The organism is Pantoea sp. 18059 (assembly GCF_902706165.1).
GTDB classification, from domain to species: Bacteria; Pseudomonadota; Gammaproteobacteria; order Enterobacterales; family Enterobacteriaceae; genus Pantoea; species Pantoea agglomerans.
Genome location: NZ_CACSJS010000007.1, coordinates 159,742 through 178,077, shown reverse-complemented (window position 1 = coordinate 178,077; position 18,336 = coordinate 159,742). Strand labels below are relative to the sequence as shown.

The window sequence follows — 18,336 nt, the reverse complement described above, 5'->3', positions numbered from 1 at the left end:
GCCTGGAGTATAGGAGGATCACATTCTGATTACAATTCCCCTACAAACTCTTTGGTATATTTTAGGTGGAACAGTGATCCTACTCACGATTTTCACAATTGATACAATTTTAATTATCTGATTTGACAATAGTTCAACAATTCAGTTACAAACTAAGCCTGTAAATTCCTATGATGCGCAAAAGTTATGGGGATACACTTTCCCCTAAGCGCAAGTTATGTAACATTGCGATAATGAGCATTAAAAAGCATCAGGTTATTGGTTACCAAGAAGTTATGTCCTGACCGGATCTTTAACAACCGCGATATGCAGCATGTCCATGGCTCACCGGTTCCCGCTGGGAACGCGCCGCTCACTCTGTACCCTGCACCCGTTTTATCCCCGCAGAGTGATACTGTGTAGTTTTGCCAACCGCAACATGAACGCGTTTCAGGTGTCTAAAGATCCTTACCCACATAAGGCGCTATGGAGACGAAAATGACAGATAAAAAAGTAACGCTAACCCTGCAAGATGGAACATCTATTGAACTGGACGTGCTGAAAGGTACGCTGGGCCAGGATGTCGTTGATGTCCGCACTCTGGGTTCAAGTGGCCTGTTCACCTTCGATCCCGGTTTTACGTCTACCGCGTCCTGCGAATCTGCAATCACCTTTATCGATGGGGATGAAGGTATCCTGCTGCACCGTGGTTTCCCTATTTCTGAGCTGGCGACCCACTCTAACTATCTGGAAGTCTGCTACATCCTGCTGAACGGCGAAGCACCAAACCAGAAACAGTTTGATGAGTTCCGTACCACGGTTACCCGCCACACCATGATTCATGAGCAGATTACCCGCCTGTTCCACGGCTTCCGTCGCGATTCGCATCCGATGGCGGTAATGTGCGGTGTCACTGGTGCACTGGCTGCGTTTTACCACGATTCGCTGGATGTAAACATTGAGCGCCACCGCGAAATCGCAGCATTCCGTCTGCTTTCTAAAATGCCGACGATGGCAGCGATGTGTTACAAATATTCTATCGGCCAGCCGTTTGTCTATCCGCGCAACGATCTCTCCTATGCGGGTAACTTCCTGCACATGATGTTTGCCACGCCGTGCGAAGAGTACAAAGTGAATCCGGTGCTGGAACGCGCCATGGACCGCATCCTGATCCTGCATGCTGACCATGAGCAGAACGCCTCAACCTCTACCGTTCGTACCGCTGGTTCAAGCGGCGCGAATCCGTTTGCCTGTATCGCCGCCGGGATCGCCTCCCTGTGGGGACCGGCGCACGGCGGTGCCAACGAAGCGACCCTGCGTATGCTGGAAGAGATCAGCACCGTTGAGCACATTCCGGAATTTGTTAAACGCGCCAAAGACAAAAATGATTCATTCCGTCTGATGGGCTTTGGTCACCGCGTTTACAAAAACTACGATCCACGCGCGACCGTGATGCGCGATACCTGCCATGAAGTCCTGAATGAGCTGGGTATGAAGGATGACCTGCTGGAAGTGGCGATGGAGCTGGAACACATTGCGCTGAACGACCCGTACTTCATCGAGCGTAAACTCTATCCAAACGTGGACTTCTACTCCGGTATCATTCTGAAAGCGATGGGTATTCCATCCTCCATGTTTACGGTGATCTTCGCGATGGCCCGTACCGTTGGCTGGATTGCACACTGGAAAGAGATGCATGACGAAGGCATGAAGATTGCCCGTCCACGTCAGCTCTACACCGGTTATACCGAGCGCGAATTCAGCTCACAGTTGAAAAAGTAAAGTTCAGTTAATAGCGGAGAGGGATCTCCGCCTGATGTTGCTTTAAAGCCGGGGGCGGTTGGCTGTGATACCGCGCCTGCGCAGAGAACAAGGTCAGATCGGAAAGACGCAAAAGCCGTCATCCATGACACGCTCGGCCCGCGCGATTACGCACCTCATCCCTGAGGTGCGCCCGTTGCCGGGCCAACGCGTTGCGTTGTTCAAAAACGCTCCCGGCGTTTTTGTCCATGGCGCGGGACGCTTTCCTCCTCTGACCGTATTCCCTGCGCGTCAGACTTCTTCGTAGCGGCTGGAGTCACCCGGATTCGAGTTTGTCAGCTGTTTGCAGTAAGAACCTTTTCCTGTTTTGTTCGCCAATGCGGTCGCCCCTATCTCTGACAACCCGGACACCAGTAAAAAGGCCGTGATGAGAGCGTGCCCTTCTCAATCACCGTGCCACAGCGCCGGCATTTTTTGCCCTGCCGATGAAACACCTCAAACTGAAACGCCGCTTCCTCATGATATTTCTTCATGGTTCCACGCATCCGATAGGCATGGCGCGGCACTGAAAGCAGCGCTTCGCTGAAAGCAGTCAGCTGATCGTTACTGAGATCCTGCGCCCGATGATTTGGCAGCAGCTGCGCCAGCCACAGAATTTCGGCGCGCAGATAGTTTCCCAGCCCGGCCAGAAAAGCCTGATCCAGCAACAGACCACTGAACTGCCGCCGCCGGAAACGGGGTGACAGCAGCCGCTCTTTCACCTCTTCCACTGTCAGCGCACTGTTCAGCACATCCGGCCCGATACGATTAAGAAACGGATGCGCCGCCAGCGTATCTGCGTTGAGCAGCTCAATATCTGAGGCGCTGTAGAGCAGAATCGCTTTGCCCGCCGTCGCCAGTCGCACTCGCAACTGACGGGTGGAATTGAGTTCGGTGTCAGGTTTTACAATGCGCCAGACACCATACAGCTGGTTATGACTGTAGAGCGTCAGGCCATTGCTGAAATGAGTCAGCAGCGCTTTGCCCCGCGTCTCAATCGCATTAACCTGCTCACCAATCAACGCCGGTTCATAGGTCTTGAGCTGAGGAAACGCGAACCACGCTTCCGTTAAGGGCTGACCCACAATGGCGGCTTCAAGTTTATCCGCCACGCGGCGAATTTCCGGTCCTTCAGGCATCGTTCATCCTCTTAATGGGTGGCGCCGCCAGCCTGTCTGATATCCTCGCCGGTCTCCAGCGTGACCTTTACCGCAATTTCCAGCGCCTGAATAATGGACGCCAGCGCCATGCTCGGTGCGCCCGGATGCTGCGCCGCCTGTTCAGGCAGATAAGGAATATGGATAAAGCCTCCCCGCACCGGACTGTCATGCTGCTCAAGCCAGTGCAGCAGGCCGTACATTACGCGGTTACAGGTAAAGGTGCCCGCCGTTTGCGACACTGACGCGGGGATCCCCGCTTCCCGCACCGCCGCCACAATCGCTTTGATGGGCAGACGGGAAAAATAGGCTGCCGGGCCACCAGCTACGACGGGCTCATCCACCGGCTGATGACCGGCGTTGTCCGGGATACGGGCGTCATCGACATTAATACCAATACGTTCAACGGTAATGTCGCTTCGCCCGCCCGCCTGCCCCACCGACAGAATCGCATCCGGTTTCACCTCTTCCAGCGCCTGATTCAGCACCCTGAGTACGTCGCTGAATACCACCGGCAACTGGCGGATCACTATCGTCGCCCCGCTAATCTGTTTACCTTCCAGCGCGCGCACCGCTTCCCATGAAGGGTTAATCGTTTCACCGCCAAAAGGTTCAAAGGCGGTCATCAGGACAGTTTTCATGCAACCTCACAGGAACATCAGGAAATAGAGCAGGAAAATATTAACGATTAACAGTAGCACACCGGTCGGAATCTGAGCCTTGATCACCGCGTTACGATCGGGCAGTTCCAGCAGCGCTGCCGGGACGATATTGAAGTTGGCCGCCATCGGCGTCATCAGCGTGCCGCAGTAGCCGGAGAACATGCCAATTGCCGCCATCACTGCCGGATTTCCGCCGTGCTGCAACACCAGAATCGGGATGCCGACGCCTGCGGTGATAATCGGAAACGCCGCAAAAGCATTACCCATGATCATGGTTAACAGCGCCATCCCGACGGCATAGACGGTGACCGCGACAAAGCGATTATCTACCGCCAGCCAGGTTTCTGTCAGATGCGATATAGCACTGCCCACGCCCGCGCTGGTAAACAGCAGCCCCAGGGTGGCAAGGATCTGCGGCAGGATAAAGGCCCAGCCAATCGAATCCAGCAGGCGACGGGTCTCCTGCATCGACTGCACCGGTTTCTCGTGGGTCAGTTTTAACGCCACCAGCCAGCCAATCACACAGCCGACCATCATTGAAAACAGCGTCACCAGCGTAGCGTGGTTACCGGGGCCGAACACCGCATCCTGCAAACCGGGAATATGGTTAAACGCCAGCACACCGACCACGGTCACGACCGGAATCGACAGTGCAGGCAGAAACAGTTTATTGCGCAGACGCAGCGCACTGGCCTGTTTCTCTTCATCGCTGCGCTGATGATAGCGACCCAGCCTGACACCGCCAAACCCGGCAATCAGCGCCATCACCACCACAATGACACCGATGCCGATGTGCAGCATACGGGTGCCCGCCGCATCTGAACCCATCCAGGCGCTCATCAGTTGCGTCGTCCAGTCACCGACCAGAAAAACCAGGCCATACAAGGCCCAGAACAGGCCGGTGGTAAAGCGACGTGGATTCGCGCTGTCACGCCAGGAAAGCACCGCCACTACCAGCAGGATAATGCCCGCCAGCCACATCAGATATTGTTGCTGGAACATTACTCACCTCCTTTGGCTTTCAGCGCCTGACGGTTCAGCTGCTGCAGCTCTCGCGCCAGTTGCCGATCCAGCCGCACCAGACGTGCCGAGTGGATCAGGAACGCGGCGACGGCAGTCGGAATGCCCCATAAGGCGATGTGCAGCGGTTCGGTCTGAATCCCGGCGGACTCCTGCATAAAGTTATGCATAAAGATAATCGCGCCAAACGCCACGAAGATATCCTCACCAAAGAAGAGACCGACATTATCGGTCGCCGCTGACATCGCGCGCAGCCGGTGGCGCAGCTCAGGTGAGATCTCGCCATAGCGGCTTTCAGTTGCTCCTTCCGCCATCGGTGCCAGCAACGGACGCACCATCTGCGGATGTCCTCCGAGACTGGTTAACCCCAGCGCGGCGGTGATTTCGCGCACAAACAGGTAGACGATCAGCAGCCGTCCGGCGGTTGCCGTTTTGATCTGTGCAATCCACGCCTGCGCCCGCTCTTTCAGTCCGTGACGCTCCAGCAGGCCAATGACCGCCAGCGGCAGCAGCAGGATCAGTGGCAGGTTGCGGGTGTTGAGAAAACCTGCCCCGAGCTTTTCCAGAATGTCCGCCAGCGGCATCATCGCGGCCAGACCGGTCACAAACCCGGCGACAATCACCACCAGCACCGGATTGAACCGTAACAGGAAGCCGACGACGATGGCGGCGATGCCCAGTAATGGCCAGAGATTTACTGCACTATCCATGGATTTCCCTCAGAGTTGAAAAACCCGGCATACGCCGGGCTAAGTGTGGTTATTCAGTTGCTGGTGACACGAATCTGCTGATCGGCAAACGCATCACGCAACCGCTGTGCAAATTGCAGAGCGTGCGCGCCGTCGCCATGTAAGCAGACGGTCTGTGCATTCACCGCTACCCATTCTCCGGTGATACTTTTTACTTTGCCCTGCTGCACCATCGTCAGCGTCTGACTGATAGCCTGCTGTTCATCTTCAATCAGCGCGCCCGGCTCGCTGCGCGGCACCAGCGCACCGCTACTGAGATAGCCACGGTCGGCGAACACCTCTTCCCGCGTGCGTAAGCCGTAGTGCGCCGCCGCGCGAATCGATTCGCTATTAGCCAGTCCCACCACAATCAGCTGGCTGTCGACCGCCCTGATGGCACGGGCAATGGCATCCGCCAGCACCGGATCGGCCGCTGCCTGGTTGTAGAGCATGCCGTGCGGTTTAACATGAAGCAGCCGCGCACCTTCGCTTTCCGCCAGACTTTTCAGCGCACCAATCTGGTAGATCATCTGGGCGTAGACCGTTTCCGGCGGCAGCTGCATGGCGCTGCGGCCAAAGTTCTCCCGATCGGGAAAAGCGGGATGTGCACCAATCGCGACGCCGGATGCCTGTGCCCAGCGCACCGACTGCAGCATGGTCTGCGCATCACCTGCGTGAAAGCCACAGGCGATGTTGGCGGAACTCACCAGTTGCAGCAGCGCCTGATCGCTGGCGCAGCCCTCGCCCAGGTCGGCGTTTAAATCAATTTTCATTGAGTCCCCACTTCATCTGGTCCAGGGCGCGTTGCTGATGCTGACGTGCCAGCATCGCTTCCGGCAGGGTGCAGTGAATAAAATGAATCGGCTCACCCAGCCGGATTTGTGCCAGGTGATAGAGATCGGCTTCGATAACCGAGGCGATGCGCGGATAGCCGCCGGTGGTCTGGGCATCCGCCATCAGCACGATAGGCTGTCCGTTCGGCGGCACCTGAATCACACCCGGCATTACGCCGTGTGACAGCAGCTCGCGCGGGCTCTCGCGCTCAAGCTTGCGTCCCTCAAGCCGGTATCCCATCCGGTTACTTTGCGGGCTGAGTTTCCATGCGGTACGCCAGAATGCCTGCTGCGCTTCGCGGCTGAACTCGTGATACTCCGGGCCAGGTAGTGCGCGGATGCGGTTGCCCCACAGCAGTTGCCGCACCCCGACTTTACGGTCAAACGTGCGGGTCGGTTTACCCAGCGGGAGCTGATCGCCATCCTGCAAGGCTCGCCCCTGAAATCCGCCAAATTTTGCTTTTAGATCGGTGCTGGCGGAGCCGAGCATCGCGGGGATATCAAAACCGCCCTGCACTGCCAGATAGCTGCGCATGCCGCGCTGCGGCATCGCCAGTGACAGGAGCTGCCCCCGTTTCACCGGCGTGCGCCAGCCCGTCCAGACCGGCTGGCCGTCAAGCTCCGCATGGCAGCCTGCGCCGGTCAGCGCAAACCAGCCATCGCGGGTAAACTCCGCTTTGAACTGGCCGAGCACCATCTCCAGCACCGCGCTGTCGGGATCATTGCCCACCAGCACATTGGCGGTGAACATCGCGGGATGATCCAGCACACCACCAGGGCTGATGCCATACTGACGCCAGCCGTAACGGCCCGCATCCTGAATAGTCGCGGCCAGGCCGGCTCGCAGAATGTTTAACATACGCCCTCCTGTTGCGGCACAAAGCGAACCCTGTCACCGGGACGGAGCAGCGTGGGCGGTTGCTGCAGGGGATCAAACAGCGCGGTGCGCGTCTGGCCAATCAACTGCCAGCCGCCGGGCGAAGCCAGCGGATAGACGCCGGTCTGGCTGCCGCCGATGCCTACCGAGCCGGCGGGCACTGCAACCCTGGGCTCAGCACGCCGCGGGATGTGCAGGCGCGGATCCAGTCCGCCCAGATAGGGAAAACCGGGCTGAAAGCCGATAAAAAAGACCACATAGTCACTGCTGCTGTGCAGCTCAACCACCTGACGGGGCGTCAGCGCGGCGTGTTCCGCCACCACCGTCAGATCGGGGCCAGACTCGCCGCCATAGATCACCGGGATCTCCACCTGACGCGACTCCGGCAACTGCGCTTCACTCTCTTCCCACCAGCGCTGAAGCCGCTCTATTGCGTCCAGCGCGCTCTGCTGGGGATCACGCAGGATCAGGGTGATGTTGTTCATGCCGGGGATCACCTCCAGCACGCTGGCATAGTCGTGCAGTCGCTGATTCAGTCCCCAGATTCGTTGCTGGCTCTCCAGTGAGACCGGCGGTTCCAGCTCCAGCACGACAGCGCGTTCACCCAATAAATAACACCGTGCTCGTTGCAACAGCTACCTCCCGCTCAGTTGAGATCGCGCCTGGCCGACCTGACCGGATGCCCGGTGCAGCCCATTGCTTATCTACGTAAAGCAAACAGTTATGCGAAAGTGACAGGGATGTGTCAACAGATTTAGGTCCTGCGCAGGCGCGCAGGACAAGGGAGAGTGTCAGGCAGGATTGGGGATATCGATGAAGGTCACATCAAGATCGTGGTGTTGCGCCAGCCAGTCGCCCAGCGCTTTTACGCCGCCGCGCTCGGTGGCGTGATGGCCTGCGGCAAAGAAATGCAGCCCCTGCTCACGCGCGCTGTGAATAGTCTGTTCAGAGACTTCACCGGTGATAAAGGCATCGACGCCCGCCGCAGCCGCCTGGTCGATAAAGCCCTGCCCGCCCCCGCTGCACCAGGCAATACGACGGATCAGCGCTGGCGCGTTGTCACCACAATGCAGCGGTTCACGTCCCAGCCGTTCACCGATTCGGCGGGCCAGCTGTTCGCCGGACAGGGGCTCAGCCAGCTCACCCCAGAACACCAGCGGCATCACTTCGCCGCGCACTTCGATATCCAGCAGTTTCGCCAGCTGGGCGTTGTTGCCTAATTCAGGATGCGCGTCGAGCGGCAGGTGCCAGCCATAGAGATTGATATCGTTGGCCAGCAGGGTCCGCAGACGACGGCGCTTCATGCCCTTAATCGTGGCCGGTTCACTTTTCCAGAAATAGCCATGATGGACAATAATCGCATCGGCCTGACGCGCCACCGCCTCATCCAGCAGCGCCTGACAGGCAGTGACGCCGGTGATAATCGTTTTGATCTCGCTGCGTCCCTCAACCTGCAAACCGTTGGGGGCGTAATCGCTGAAACTGTGGCTATCGAGTTGCTGATTGATCAGCGTCTCTAATTCGTAATGGTTCATTCAGGCTCCTTCGAGGCCTCAGGCTGCGCTCTTGGCGCGCTCAAAGGCGTCTAATGTCTTTTTACGTGCCACCTTATGATCCACGATTGGTGCCGGATAATCGAGTTTCTTATGATGCTTCTCCGCCCAGACATGGGGCTGGTGAATATCACTGTCAGGGACCCCGGCCAGTTCAGGCAGATAGTGACGGATAAAATCCCCCTTCTCATCGAAGCGCTCGCCCTGCGTGGTCGGGTTAAAGATGCGGAAATAGGGCGCCGCGTCCGTGCCGGTCGAGGCCGCCCACTGCCAGCCGCCGTTGTTCGCAGCCAGGTCACCATCAATCAGCTGCTGCATGAAATAGCGTTCACCTTCACGCCAGTCGATCAGCAGATCTTTGACCAGGAAACTGGCGGTGATCATCCGTAAGCGGTTGTGCATCCAGCCCAGCGCCTTCATCTGACGCATTGCGGCATCGACAATCGGATAGCCGGTTTTACCCGCTTTCCAGGCGTCGAAATGTGCGTCGTTACGCTGCCATTCAACATTACGCGTCCAGTCGATAAACGGCTTGTGTCGGCACAACGCCGGCCAGGCAACCAGCAGATGACGGTAGAATTCACGCCAGATCAGCTCGTTCAGCCAGGTGAACGCGCGGCTGTTGTCCAGCGCATCGGGATGTTCATGCAGCACGCGATGCAGGCACTGACGTGGCGACAGTACGCCGGTCGCCAGATAAACCGACAGACGGCTGGTGGCGTCCAGCGCCGGAAGGTCGCGCTTAGCGGGATAGTCGATAACCGGTTGCGTGGCGAAATGGCGCAACCGCTTCAGCGCCGCCGCTTCGCCTGGCGGAAACAGATCCTGATCAAAGTCTTCGGTTGGATAGTCAAAGGCGGGAATCGGGGAGGCTTTCAGCGGTGCGCCTTCGCGCGCTTTCGGCGCAGGCACGCACTCAGGCAGCCCCTGCTGCAAGCGGCGGACAAAGGCTTTGCTGAACGGGGTAAATACCTTATACATCGAGCGATCGCCGCTCTGCACACTGCCGGGCGGCAGCAACAGGCTGTCATCAAAGCCCTGGCAAATCACGCCCGCGTCGTCGAGACGCTTTTCAGCCTCCGCATCGCGCTGGCGTTCATTAACTTCATACTGGTAATTGTAGAAGAGCTGATCGACCTGCTGCTTAGCGCAGAACTGCAGCAGCGCATCAATACTGTCGCTGAAGGCGTGACACGCCTGATAGTGCAGTTCAATGCCCCGCTCTGCCAGCGCACGCTGCACCTGCAACAGACTGGCGTGGATAAACGCCGCCTGCTTCGGTGACATATCATGCTGCTGCCACTGTGCTGGCGTGGCAAGGTAGAGCGCAATCACTTTTGCATCGCTGTCGCGGCAGGCGGCGTGCAGCGCCAGATTGTCGTTGACGCGTAAATCGTTACGCAGCCAGACCAGATGGGTGGTCATACTCCTCCTGTATTACTGTCCGTAGCGTAAGCACAAGGCTTCGGGATAGGGATCGAAATAGCGTTGCTGGGCCAGCCACGGGTGCGGGTACTCCGCCATGTAGTGTTTGAGAATGGTAATCGGCACCAGCAGCGGTTGTGTGCCCTGACGATAGCGGTCAATCAGCGTTGCCAGTTCCTGGCGCTGCGGTGAACTCAGGTGCGTGCGGAAGTAGCCCTGCACATGCATCAGCACATTGGTGTGATTGCGACGTGAGGCGGGACGTGACATCAGTTCCATCATGCGATTGCGGTACTCAAAGGCAAAGGCGTCCAGCGACTCCCACTGGCTCATGGAGGCGACAAAGGGTCCCAGCTCGCGGTATTTCTCCTGCGAATGCGCCAGCATCATCAGCTTGTAACGGCTGTGGAAGGCGATCAGTCCCTGCCGGGTCAGACCGCTTTCCCACATCTGATTAAATTCATGCAGCGCGCAGACACGACCGATAAAGTTCTCACGCAGGGCGGGATCGTGCAGACGACCATCTTCTTCCAGCGGCAGCCAGGGCATCTCGCGCTGCAGGAATTCAGTAAAAATACCGGTGCCTGCTTTGCGGTTATTGTTGTTATCGGGCTCATAGACCCGCACCCGCTCCATGCCACAACTGGGTGATTTGGCGCAGAGGATATAGCCACAGAGGTGATGCAGGGATTTTACCCGCTCAGCAGACCAGTCACGCATCTGCGTCGTAACCTCTTCTCCGCCATCTTTGCTGAAGCAGAGATGCAGCTCATCATCGCCCTGCTTCACCAGACGCAATGCCGGGCGCGGCGTTGGCAGACCAATCGCCATCTCAGGGCAGATGGGCTCAAAACGGACAAATGGGGTGAGATCGTCGGTCGCAAAAGTAAGACGCTTATGCCCACCATCAAATCTGACGCGGTCGCCGAGCAGGCATGCACTGATTCCAACGGGGATTTTTTTGCTCATACTTGTACAACCTCCGAAATCTTGTAGAGGTTTAAGTGTAGCGTAAAATGGTCAGGAATAAAGGGTTAAAACGGGATTCCGGATCGCTTATTCTCAGAAAAAACGCAAAAAAAAGCCCGGTCAGTTGACCAGGCCTGTTTTGCGGCAGGGGAAATCACCAGAACGCGCCACCACCCGCTTCAGCCTGCGCCAGCCAGACCGGCTTGGCGCTGGTCTTACACCAGACGCGGTGCAGATAGCTGTAGAAACGTGCCCGATCCTGTCGAAACAGCATAACAGGAAGCGCCAGTACGCCGAGAAGAACCACCAGCGTACGTCGCGCAATAATTTTATAACGTGGATAAGCCCGATACATGGTTTCTCCTCCCGGTAAGTGAAATAGTGTGAATGTGATCTGTGTTCAACTTTACGCCAGGTTGTGTAATTTTACTACTCATCTGACCACTTATTTGCCGCTATTTTTGCTGTTTAAGAATTAACCTGTAATTAAGTTACAAAAAGGTTACCGCCTGGTTGCGTTAGCGTTGAAAGGGCCGACAGATTATGGTCGCGGACGCCAGCATAAAATGTTGATAAAGTAGCGCTTCGGTCCCCACTCAAGGCAGGTATTGCGTGACCACGGTTTTGATCGTTGAAGATGAAAAAGAGATCCGGCGCTTTGTCCGGCTGGCGCTGGAAAATGAAGCCCTTAAGGTGTTTGATGCCGATACACTGCAACGCGGACTGATTGAAGCGGCGACCCGCAAGCCGGACTTAGTGATCCTGGATCTGGGTCTGCCGGATGGAGATGGCACCGATTTCATTCGTGACCTGCGACAGTGGAGCGCCATACCGGTGATTGTGCTGTCAGCGCGCAGCGATGAGCAGGATAAGATCGCCGCACTGGATGCGGGGGCAGATGACTATCTGACTAAACCCTTTGGCATTGGCGAACTGCTGGCGCGCGTCCGGGTTGCGCTGCGTCGTCATAGTGGCCAGCAGCCGGATGCCAGGGTGACGTTCGCCGACGTCAGCGTCGATTTCGCCGCACGACGGGTACAGCGCGGCAGCAGCGAGATTCACCTTACCCCGATTGAATTTCGTCTGTTGAGTATTCTGCTTAACAATGCCGGCAAGGTGCTGACGCAGCGGCAGTTGCTGAGCCAGGTCTGGGGACCCAATGCGGTGGAGCACAGCCACTATCTGCGCATCTATATGGGACATCTGCGCCAGAAGCTGGAAGCCAATCCGACACAACCGGCTCATCTGCTGACGGAAACCGGGATCGGCTATCGCTTTATGCCATAAAAAAAGGCGCCAGAGGCGCCTTTCATGACTGCAAACAAACTCAAATCTGAGCAAATACTGACCGCAACGGATAAACCCCGAGGCGCAGGGAACAGGGTCAGAGGAGGAAAGCGTCCCGCGCCATGGATGGCGCGGGCCGAGCTGTCATGGATGACATCTTTTGCGTCTTTCCGATCTGATCCTGTTTCCTGTGCTGGCACGATCCAACAGCTAGCCGGGTTGGACTTTACCAGCAACCTTAATGGTACCGAGCGTATCTTTCATCTGCCCGACTAATCAGGCGTTTTTCAGCACTTCGCTGACAATCTCAACGGCTTCTTTCTCAATCTGCGCGCGGTGTTCAGCGCCCAGGAAGCTTTCACAGTAGATTTTGTAAGCGTCTTCGGTGCCTGAAGGACGGGCAGCAAACCAGCCATTCTCCGTCATCACTTTCAGACCGCCGATAGATGCACCATTGCCTGGCGCGGCAGTCAGACGAGCGGTGATAGGATCACCCGCCAGCGTATCAGCGCTGACCATCTCCGGTGACAGCTTCGACAGCGCGGCTTTCTGCGCTGAGGTGGCTGATGCCTGCAGACGGTTGTAGCTTGGTGCGCCAAAGCGTGCTGCCAGTTCGTCATAGTGCTGCTGCGGATTTTTACCGGTTACGGCAGTAATTTCAGCGGCCAGCAGACACATGATGATGCCATCTTTGTCCGTAGACCACGGCGTACCGTCGAAACGCAGGAATGAAGCGCCTGCGCTCTCTTCGCCACCGAAACCGAGGCTGCCGTCATACAGACCATCAACAAACCATTTGAAACCCACCGGCACTTCCACCAGCTTGCGACCAATGTCGTTGACCACACGGTCAATCATGGCGCTGGAGACCAGGGTTTTACCCACGGCAACATCCTTACCCCACTGTGGACGGTGCTGGAACAGATAGTTGATCGCCACCGCCAGATAGTGGTTTGGATTCATCAGACCCGCCGGAGTCACAATGCCGTGACGGTCATAATCGGGATCGTTGCCGAACGCCAGATCGAACTTGTCACGGTAAGCCAGCAGGCCTGCCATTGCGCTTTCAGACGAGCAGTCCATGCGGACCACGCCATCTTTATCCAGATGCATAAAGCGGAAGGTCTGATCGACCGCGTCATTCACCAGCGTCAGATCCAGCTTGTAGTGCTCAGCAATACGCTGCCAGTAAGCAATACCGGAACCACCCAGTGGATCCACACCCAGCTTCAGGCCCGCTTTCTGAATCGCCGGGAAGTCGATAATCTCTGCCAGACCTTCAACATAAGGCTGGATCAGATCTTTCTCGACCACATGACCGCTGGCCATCGCCTGCTCCAGCGGCAGACGTTTCACCTCTTTCAGGCCATCTTTGATCAGCTGATTGGCACGATCTTCAACCACTTTGGTGACGTTGGTATCAGCAGGTCCGCCGTTAGGTGGGTTGTACTTGATGCCGCCATCTTCCGGTGGGTTATGCGACGGCGTAATCACGATGCCGTCAGCCAGCGCGCCACCCGCTTTGTTGTGCTCAAGAATCGCATTCGAGATCGCAGGGGTCGGCGTATAGCCATTATCCTGCTGCACGATCACATCAACGCCGTTTGCCGCCAGCACTTCCAGAACAGACAGGATGGCGGGTTCAGACAGCGCATGGGTGTCTTTACCGACGTAGCAAGGCCCGGTGATACCATTCTTTTTACGCTCTTCGGCAATCGCCTGAGCGATCGCCAGAATGTGCATCTCGTTGAAGCTTTGACGCCCTGCACTGCCGCGATGGCCGGAAGTGCCAAATTTCACCGCATGTTCCGGGTTCGCCACATCGGGCTGCAGGACATAATATTGTGACGTTAATTGTGCAACGTTAATCAAATCGCTCTGCTGGGCGGGTTGCCCGGCACGTGGGTGATTGGCCATTGGCGCTGCTCCCTGACGCTTAAGTTTTAAATGGTGCCGCAAACTTTCTCGGTCAGTTCCGCAGGGAACTGCATCGAGAGCATGATGTGTTCGATCATGCTGCATTTACGACCAGTATTGGTGTTGGTGATCACCCAGTACGGCGTGCCGGGCACATGCTTCGGCTTAGTATGGGTGCCATTCTGCAACAGCGTATGCTCATCACCTGCAAAATAGACGCGGGTACGGCCCTGCAGAGATGCAGTAGCTTCAGCAAAGGCTGCGGTATCAAGACGATAGAGCGTTGACAAGATAAGCATAAAGCGATTCACCGCCCGCTTCTGCTCCGCATATTCATCGGAAAGCAGCAGCTCGCGCACCGCGCGGACACGATCCTGCGGGCGCGAACCCACAGACGCAGGCTGGGACTCTTTCGCTGCATCTTTTGAGGCTGGCTGTGCAGGCGAAGCGGGTGCAGTCTGACCGGCCGTGAACTTCAGCATACGACGCAGAATGTCGGATGCGCTTTCACCAATGTGTTGCGTGTGGCTGGCAATATAACGGTAGAGCTCTTCGTCAACTTCGATCGTTTTCATCTTATTCCGTACGGTTCTTTCTCATGACAGAACCACCTGTTTCCTGAAAAGCTCTGAGTATAGTCAGGCAATTCAAAGGGTGTGTGGGTTCTAACATCAGGATTATAAAGTTAAAGTCAGGCGGGTTGTTAGCAATCAAACGGTTTACGGGCAAAAGTCAGAATATGTCCTAATGCCGCCGGAACCGGCGCGCCTGAAAAGGTGAAACCATGATAACCTAAGCTCAGGTCTCAAACTTAAGAACTTTGCTATGATTTTGAACGCCCGTCTGCAAACTGAACAATCCCCTGCTGATTCTCTGCCCATCCTGCTTATTCACGGTCTGTTTGGCAGTCTCGATAACCTTGGCGTGCTGGCGCGCGGGCTGAAAGATGCCGGTCCGTTGCTGCAGGTAGATGTCCGCAACCACGGCCTTTCACCACGATCTGACGAGATGAACTACGCTGTAATGGCGCAGGATATGGTCGATACGCTGGATGCACATGGCATTGATCGCGTCGCGGTGATCGGACACTCGATGGGCGGTAAAATCGCCATGACCATGAGCGCGCTGGTGCCGGAACGCATTGAGCGCCTGGTGATGATCGATATCGCCCCGGTGGATTACCAGACGCGCCGTCATGACCAGATATTTGCCGGCATTCGTGCCGTCACCGATGCGGGCGCTTCATCCCGCAGCGAGGCGGCGAAGGTCATGCGAACGCTGATCGAGGAAGAAGGGGTGGTCCAGTTCCTGCTGAAATCCTTCCAGGAGGGGGAGTGGCGCTTCAACGTTCCGGTGCTGTGGGATAACTACACCACGATATCTGGCTGGCAGCCGGTTCCCGCCTGGAATCACCCGGCGCTGTTTATTCGCGGCGGCGACTCCAGCTACCTGGATAACAGCTATCGCGATGCGTTGCTGCAGCAGTTCCCGGCTGCTCAGGCGCATGTGATCGGTGGCGCAGGACACTGGGTTCATGCAGAGAAACCCGATGCCGTTTTGCGCAGTGTCCGTCGCTTTTTTGCGCTTTAAAAGCAAATAGATGGCGGCAAAGGTTTAGGATTGGCGTCCGGCGTAAGCGTGAAGTATGATGGCGCGCTAAAATTTTGCCGCGGGTCAGTTTTGCTGCGGCAATGGCCAATAATTTATAATCTGCGCGGTGAGTGTCTGGCGCCCGCCCCCATTCAGTTTTACTAAGCCATGGCAAAAGAACAGACTGACCGCACGACGCTCGATCTCTTTGCTGATGAGCGCCGCCCTGGTCGACCCAAAACCAGTCCGCTTTCGCGTGATGAACAGCTGCGCATTAACAAGCGCAATCAACTGAAACGTGACAAAGGACGCGGACTTCGTCGTGTCGAACTGAAAATGAACAGTGACGCCGTCGATGCACTCAATACGCTGGCAGAACAGCGCAATCTCAGCCGTAGCGAACTGATTGAACAGATGCTACTGGCACAGCTCAAACTGGATTAATGCGGGCAAATCGCACGCAGGAGCAAATGTCGGGGCTTTAACCGTTCACCGGTTTTCTCTCGTCTGCTATTATTCGCTGAAATGTGCTGCGGCACACATCTCATCATCAGGATTTAAGAGGTTATTTTACTCATGGCACTCGTAGGCATCTTCTTCGGCAGCGATACCGGCAATACCGAAAACATTGCAAAAATGATCCAGAAACAGCTGGGTACAGATGTTGCAGAAGTCCATGACATCGCAAAAAGCACAAAAGAAGATCTGGAAGCGTTTGATATCCTGCTGCTGGGTATTCCGACCTGGTACTACGGCGAAGCGCAGTGCGACTGGGATGACTTTTTCCCGACGCTGGAAGAGATCGATTTTAACGGCAAGCTGGTTGCGCTGTTTGGCTGTGGCGACCAGGAAGATTACGCAGAGTATTTCTGTGATGCCATGGGCACGATTCGCGACATTATCGAACCGCACGGTGCCGTGATTGTCGGACACTGGCCAACTGAAGGCTATCACTTCGAAGCTTCGAAAGGCCTGGCCGATGACACCCACTTCCTGGGCCTGGCCATTGACGAAGATCGGCAGCCTGAGCTGACCAGCCAGCGTGTTGACCAATGGGTTAAGCAGATTTTTGATGAACTGCAGCTGAAAGAGATCATCGAAGCCTGATCCTGCCCGACTCAATGTGAGCGCCAGCTCACATTGAGGCAATGAAAATGCCTATAGAAATAATAGCCACATTTTTTTAACTTTCTCCGTTTAATCTGTAGAATACCCGCATCGATCTTCCGCTTATTTTCTCAGGCGGCAAGACTAAGTGATGTGCTAACAGACCTCTGTCAGAATCTTCCCCGGCCCGGTGACGAATCCCCAATAGCCCATGATGATTCAGACACGCCCTCTGGTTTTCATTTCATCGCTTCAGTTCTATAATGAGACGCAAATGAGAATGAGCACAGATCGACATTCAAGGCGATAAGCCACAAAAGTGAATATTAGTAACAGGACAAAATCCGCATGACTGACAACAACACCGCATTAAAGAAGGCTGGCCTGAAAGTAACGCTGCCCAGACTGAAAATTCTGGAAGTGCTTCAGGAACCTGAGTGCCATCACGTCAGTGCGGAAGATTTGTATAAACGCCTGATCGACATTGGCGAAGAGATTGGCCTGGCGACCGTTTACCGTGTTCTGAACCAGTTTGATGATGCCGGTATTGTGACTCGTCACAACTTTGAAGGCGGCAAGTCTGTCTTCGAACTGACGCAGCAGCATCACCACGATCACCTGATCTGCCTGGATTGCGGCAAGGTTATCGAGTTCAGCGACGAATCGATTGAAACGCGTCAGCGTGAAATCGCGACCCGCCATGGCATCAAGCTGACCAACCACAGCCTCTATCTCTATGGACACTGTACGCTGGGCGATTGCCGTGAAGACGAAACGCTGCACGACCAGTAACGCTGGCGCGGCCTGAAATAAAAAAACCGGTGAATTCACCGGTTTTTTTTCGTCTGTTTTCTGCCCTCACCTCACGCGACCAGCGTCTCCTGCAGATAGCGCCAGCGTGGAATGGAGCTGCTGCAATCCAGAATGGCCAGCGAAATGCGGCTCTGGTTATTGCCGTTCATCATCTGCATTTCGCGATACTGTACGACGATCTCTTTTTCATGATGAGAGAGAATGACATGTTCACAGGTGGCAATGCGCATCCCTTCCCGCTGCCCTTGTAATTGCTGAAAAAGATCCTCGACCTCGTTCAGATTGTACTCTTTGCCCTTTGGGGTCACCATGCGAAATTCAGGATGAAAATAGGACATCAGCAGCTGGAAACTGTCATCAGATCCGGCTGGCTGATTAAAAATACGTTCAATGAGCTGATGTAAAACGACGACACTGTGTTTGGCTTCCTGGGCGAGAACTGTCATTTTTTTTCCTTATGTAACCCGCTTTGCAACCTCTGAGAGCGGATAGCCTACCTGAAAGCTGACAATTCACATCCTGAAATTGATTAATTTTTTTAAACTCAGATTACTCCCACAAGGCGGTATTGAACCGGTTGTGGTTAGTGCAGAATAAACGTCGGCGATGGTAAAAATCG

Annotated in this window: 20 protein-coding genes; 6 read left to right on the top strand and 14 right to left on the bottom strand. The window is 55.8% G+C overall.

Annotated elements, in window-relative coordinates; all coding sequences use genetic code 11:
* Positions 1 to 477: 477 nt before the first annotated feature.
* Positions 478 to 1,761 (top strand): citrate synthase, encoded by a 1,284-nt coding sequence (locus tag GVJ63_RS17915; protein WP_010260725.1) that lies wholly within the window; start codon positions 478 to 480, stop codon positions 1,759 to 1,761.
* Positions 1,762 to 2,129: 368 nt separating this feature from the next.
* Here GVJ63_RS17915 and nei read toward each other — a convergent pair whose 3' ends face one another.
* From nei to GVJ63_RS17860, 11 genes are all read right to left on the bottom strand, one after another.
* A complete protein-coding gene (gene nei / locus GVJ63_RS17910) occupies positions 2,130 to 2,918 on the bottom strand; it encodes an endonuclease VIII (protein WP_159227183.1) in 789 nt (262 codons plus the stop codon).
* Between the two features lie 11 nt (positions 2,919 to 2,929).
* Positions 2,930 to 3,577, bottom strand: coding sequence for a pyroglutamyl-peptidase I (gene pcp / locus GVJ63_RS17905; RefSeq protein WP_010671296.1), 648 nt, complete (start codon positions 3,575 to 3,577; stop codon positions 2,930 to 2,932).
* Positions 3,578 to 3,583: 6 nt separating this feature from the next.
* The gene (locus GVJ63_RS17900) at positions 3,584 to 4,600 is read right to left on the bottom strand and encodes a DUF979 domain-containing protein (protein ID WP_031592206.1); all 1,017 of its coding nucleotides are present in this window, start codon (positions 4,598 to 4,600) and stop codon (positions 3,584 to 3,586) included.
* Positions 4,600 to 5,328, bottom strand: a complete 729-nt coding sequence (locus GVJ63_RS17895; protein ID WP_010671295.1) for a DUF969 domain-containing protein — start codon at positions 5,326 to 5,328, stop codon at positions 4,600 to 4,602. Before GVJ63_RS17895 ends, GVJ63_RS17900 begins: the two co-directional genes overlap by 1 nt.
* Before the next feature lie 53 nt (positions 5,329 to 5,381).
* Positions 5,382 to 6,119, bottom strand: a complete 738-nt coding sequence (gene pxpA, locus GVJ63_RS17890; RefSeq protein WP_010260713.1) for a 5-oxoprolinase subunit PxpA — start codon at positions 6,117 to 6,119, stop codon at positions 5,382 to 5,384.
* The gene (pxpC, locus tag GVJ63_RS17885) at positions 6,109 to 7,038 is read right to left on the bottom strand and encodes a 5-oxoprolinase subunit PxpC (protein ID WP_010671294.1); all 930 of its coding nucleotides are present in this window, start codon (positions 7,036 to 7,038) and stop codon (positions 6,109 to 6,111) included. The genes pxpA and pxpC overlap by 11 nt, the downstream gene beginning before the upstream one ends.
* Complete coding sequence (gene pxpB, locus GVJ63_RS17880; protein WP_033771143.1) at positions 7,032 to 7,688, bottom strand: 5-oxoprolinase subunit PxpB; 657 nt, start codon at positions 7,686 to 7,688, stop codon at positions 7,032 to 7,034. The genes pxpC and pxpB overlap by 7 nt, the downstream gene beginning before the upstream one ends.
* Before the next feature lie 159 nt (positions 7,689 to 7,847).
* Positions 7,848 to 8,591, bottom strand: a complete 744-nt coding sequence (locus GVJ63_RS17875) for a type 2 GTP cyclohydrolase I (RefSeq protein WP_033785470.1) — start codon at positions 8,589 to 8,591, stop codon at positions 7,848 to 7,850.
* An 18-nt stretch (positions 8,592 to 8,609) separates the two neighbouring features.
* Positions 8,610 to 10,034, bottom strand: coding sequence for a deoxyribodipyrimidine photo-lyase (phrB, locus tag GVJ63_RS17870; protein WP_022626044.1), 1,425 nt, complete (start codon positions 10,032 to 10,034; stop codon positions 8,610 to 8,612).
* Positions 10,035 to 10,046: 12 nt separating this feature from the next.
* On the bottom strand, positions 10,047 to 11,003 hold the full coding sequence (locus tag GVJ63_RS17865) for a 2-thiouracil desulfurase family protein (protein ID WP_010260698.1): 957 nt from the start codon (positions 11,001 to 11,003) through the stop codon (positions 10,047 to 10,049).
* Positions 11,004 to 11,157: 154 nt separating this feature from the next.
* Complete coding sequence (locus GVJ63_RS17860) at positions 11,158 to 11,358, bottom strand: DUF2517 family protein (protein WP_010671290.1); 201 nt, start codon at positions 11,356 to 11,358, stop codon at positions 11,158 to 11,160.
* A 257-nt stretch (positions 11,359 to 11,615) separates the two neighbouring features.
* On the opposite strand from GVJ63_RS17860, the gene kdpE reads away from it, so the two are divergent.
* Positions 11,616 to 12,290, top strand: a complete 675-nt coding sequence (gene kdpE / locus GVJ63_RS17855; protein ID WP_010260694.1) for a two-component system response regulator KdpE — start codon at positions 11,616 to 11,618, stop codon at positions 12,288 to 12,290.
* A 276-nt stretch (positions 12,291 to 12,566) separates the two neighbouring features.
* Here the strand turns inward: kdpE and pgm are convergent, their stop codons facing one another.
* A complete protein-coding gene (pgm, locus tag GVJ63_RS17850) occupies positions 12,567 to 14,207 on the bottom strand; it encodes a phosphoglucomutase (alpha-D-glucose-1,6-bisphosphate-dependent) (RefSeq protein ID WP_159227182.1) in 1,641 nt (546 codons plus the stop codon).
* Between the two features lie 26 nt (positions 14,208 to 14,233).
* Entirely contained in the window at positions 14,234 to 14,782 is a 549-nt protein-coding gene (seqA, locus tag GVJ63_RS17845) for a replication initiation negative regulator SeqA (protein WP_010260690.1), read from the bottom strand.
* 250 nt (positions 14,783 to 15,032) lie between these two features.
* On the opposite strand from seqA, the gene ybfF reads away from it, so the two are divergent.
* The 4 genes from ybfF (at position 15,033) to fur (ending at position 17,696) form a co-directional block, all read left to right on the top strand.
* Positions 15,033 to 15,797 carry an esterase gene (ybfF, locus tag GVJ63_RS17840; RefSeq protein ID WP_159227181.1) on the top strand — a complete coding sequence of 255 codons (765 nt, stop codon included), beginning with the start codon at positions 15,033 to 15,035 and terminating at the stop codon, positions 15,795 to 15,797.
* A 168-nt stretch (positions 15,798 to 15,965) separates the two neighbouring features.
* Positions 15,966 to 16,241 (top strand): LexA regulated protein, encoded by a 276-nt coding sequence (gene ybfE, locus GVJ63_RS17835; protein WP_010260688.1) that lies wholly within the window; start codon positions 15,966 to 15,968, stop codon positions 16,239 to 16,241.
* Between the two features lie 132 nt (positions 16,242 to 16,373).
* Positions 16,374 to 16,904: a flavodoxin FldA gene (fldA, locus tag GVJ63_RS17830; RefSeq protein WP_010260687.1), complete on the top strand. Its 531-nt coding sequence runs from the start codon at positions 16,374 to 16,376 to the stop codon at positions 16,902 to 16,904.
* A gap of 348 nt (positions 16,905 to 17,252) precedes the next feature.
* On the top strand, positions 17,253 to 17,696 hold the full coding sequence (gene fur / locus GVJ63_RS17825; protein ID WP_009091454.1) for a ferric iron uptake transcriptional regulator: 444 nt from the start codon (positions 17,253 to 17,255) through the stop codon (positions 17,694 to 17,696).
* Positions 17,697 to 17,767: 71 nt separating this feature from the next.
* Here fur and GVJ63_RS17820 read toward each other — a convergent pair whose 3' ends face one another.
* Positions 17,768 to 18,163: a hypothetical protein gene (locus GVJ63_RS17820; RefSeq protein ID WP_010260686.1), complete on the bottom strand. Its 396-nt coding sequence runs from the start codon at positions 18,161 to 18,163 to the stop codon at positions 17,768 to 17,770.
* Positions 18,164 to 18,336 lie beyond the last annotated feature (173 nt).

Excerpts from the sequence above, each read along its gene's own strand:
- GVJ63_RS17915 (WP_010260725.1), top strand. The coding sequence starts at position 478 with ATGACAGATAAAAAAGTAACGCTAACCCTGCAAGATGGAACATCTATT.
- nei (WP_159227183.1), bottom strand. The coding sequence starts at position 2,918 with ATGCCTGAAGGACCGGAAATTCGCCGCGTGGCGGATAAACTTGAAGCC.
- pcp (WP_010671296.1), bottom strand. The coding sequence starts at position 3,577 with ATGAAAACTGTCCTGATGACCGCCTTTGAACCTTTTGGCGGTGAAACG.
- GVJ63_RS17900 (WP_031592206.1), bottom strand. The coding sequence starts at position 4,600 with ATGTTCCAGCAACAATATCTGATGTGGCTGGCGGGCATTATCCTGCTG.
- GVJ63_RS17895 (WP_010671295.1), bottom strand. The coding sequence starts at position 5,328 with ATGGATAGTGCAGTAAATCTCTGGCCATTACTGGGCATCGCCGCCATC.
- pxpA (WP_010260713.1), bottom strand. The coding sequence starts at position 6,119 with ATGAAAATTGATTTAAACGCCGACCTGGGCGAGGGCTGCGCCAGCGAT.
- pxpC (WP_010671294.1), bottom strand. The coding sequence starts at position 7,038 with ATGTTAAACATTCTGCGAGCCGGCCTGGCCGCGACTATTCAGGATGCG.
- GVJ63_RS17875 (WP_033785470.1), bottom strand. The coding sequence starts at position 8,591 with ATGAACCATTACGAATTAGAGACGCTGATCAATCAGCAACTCGATAGC.
- phrB (WP_022626044.1), bottom strand. The coding sequence starts at position 10,034 with ATGACCACCCATCTGGTCTGGCTGCGTAACGATTTACGCGTCAACGAC.
- GVJ63_RS17865 (WP_010260698.1), bottom strand. The coding sequence starts at position 11,003 with ATGAGCAAAAAAATCCCCGTTGGAATCAGTGCATGCCTGCTCGGCGAC.
- GVJ63_RS17860 (WP_010671290.1), bottom strand. The coding sequence starts at position 11,358 with ATGTATCGGGCTTATCCACGTTATAAAATTATTGCGCGACGTACGCTG.
- pgm (WP_159227182.1), bottom strand. The coding sequence starts at position 14,207 with ATGGCCAATCACCCACGTGCCGGGCAACCCGCCCAGCAGAGCGATTTG.
- seqA (WP_010260690.1), bottom strand. The coding sequence starts at position 14,782 with ATGAAAACGATCGAAGTTGACGAAGAGCTCTACCGTTATATTGCCAGC.
- ybfF (WP_159227181.1), top strand. The coding sequence starts at position 15,033 with ATGATTTTGAACGCCCGTCTGCAAACTGAACAATCCCCTGCTGATTCT.
- ybfE (WP_010260688.1), top strand. The coding sequence starts at position 15,966 with ATGGCAAAAGAACAGACTGACCGCACGACGCTCGATCTCTTTGCTGAT.
- fldA (WP_010260687.1), top strand. The coding sequence starts at position 16,374 with ATGGCACTCGTAGGCATCTTCTTCGGCAGCGATACCGGCAATACCGAA.
- fur (WP_009091454.1), top strand. The coding sequence starts at position 17,253 with ATGACTGACAACAACACCGCATTAAAGAAGGCTGGCCTGAAAGTAACG.
- GVJ63_RS17820 (WP_010260686.1), bottom strand. The coding sequence starts at position 18,163 with ATGACAGTTCTCGCCCAGGAAGCCAAACACAGTGTCGTCGTTTTACAT.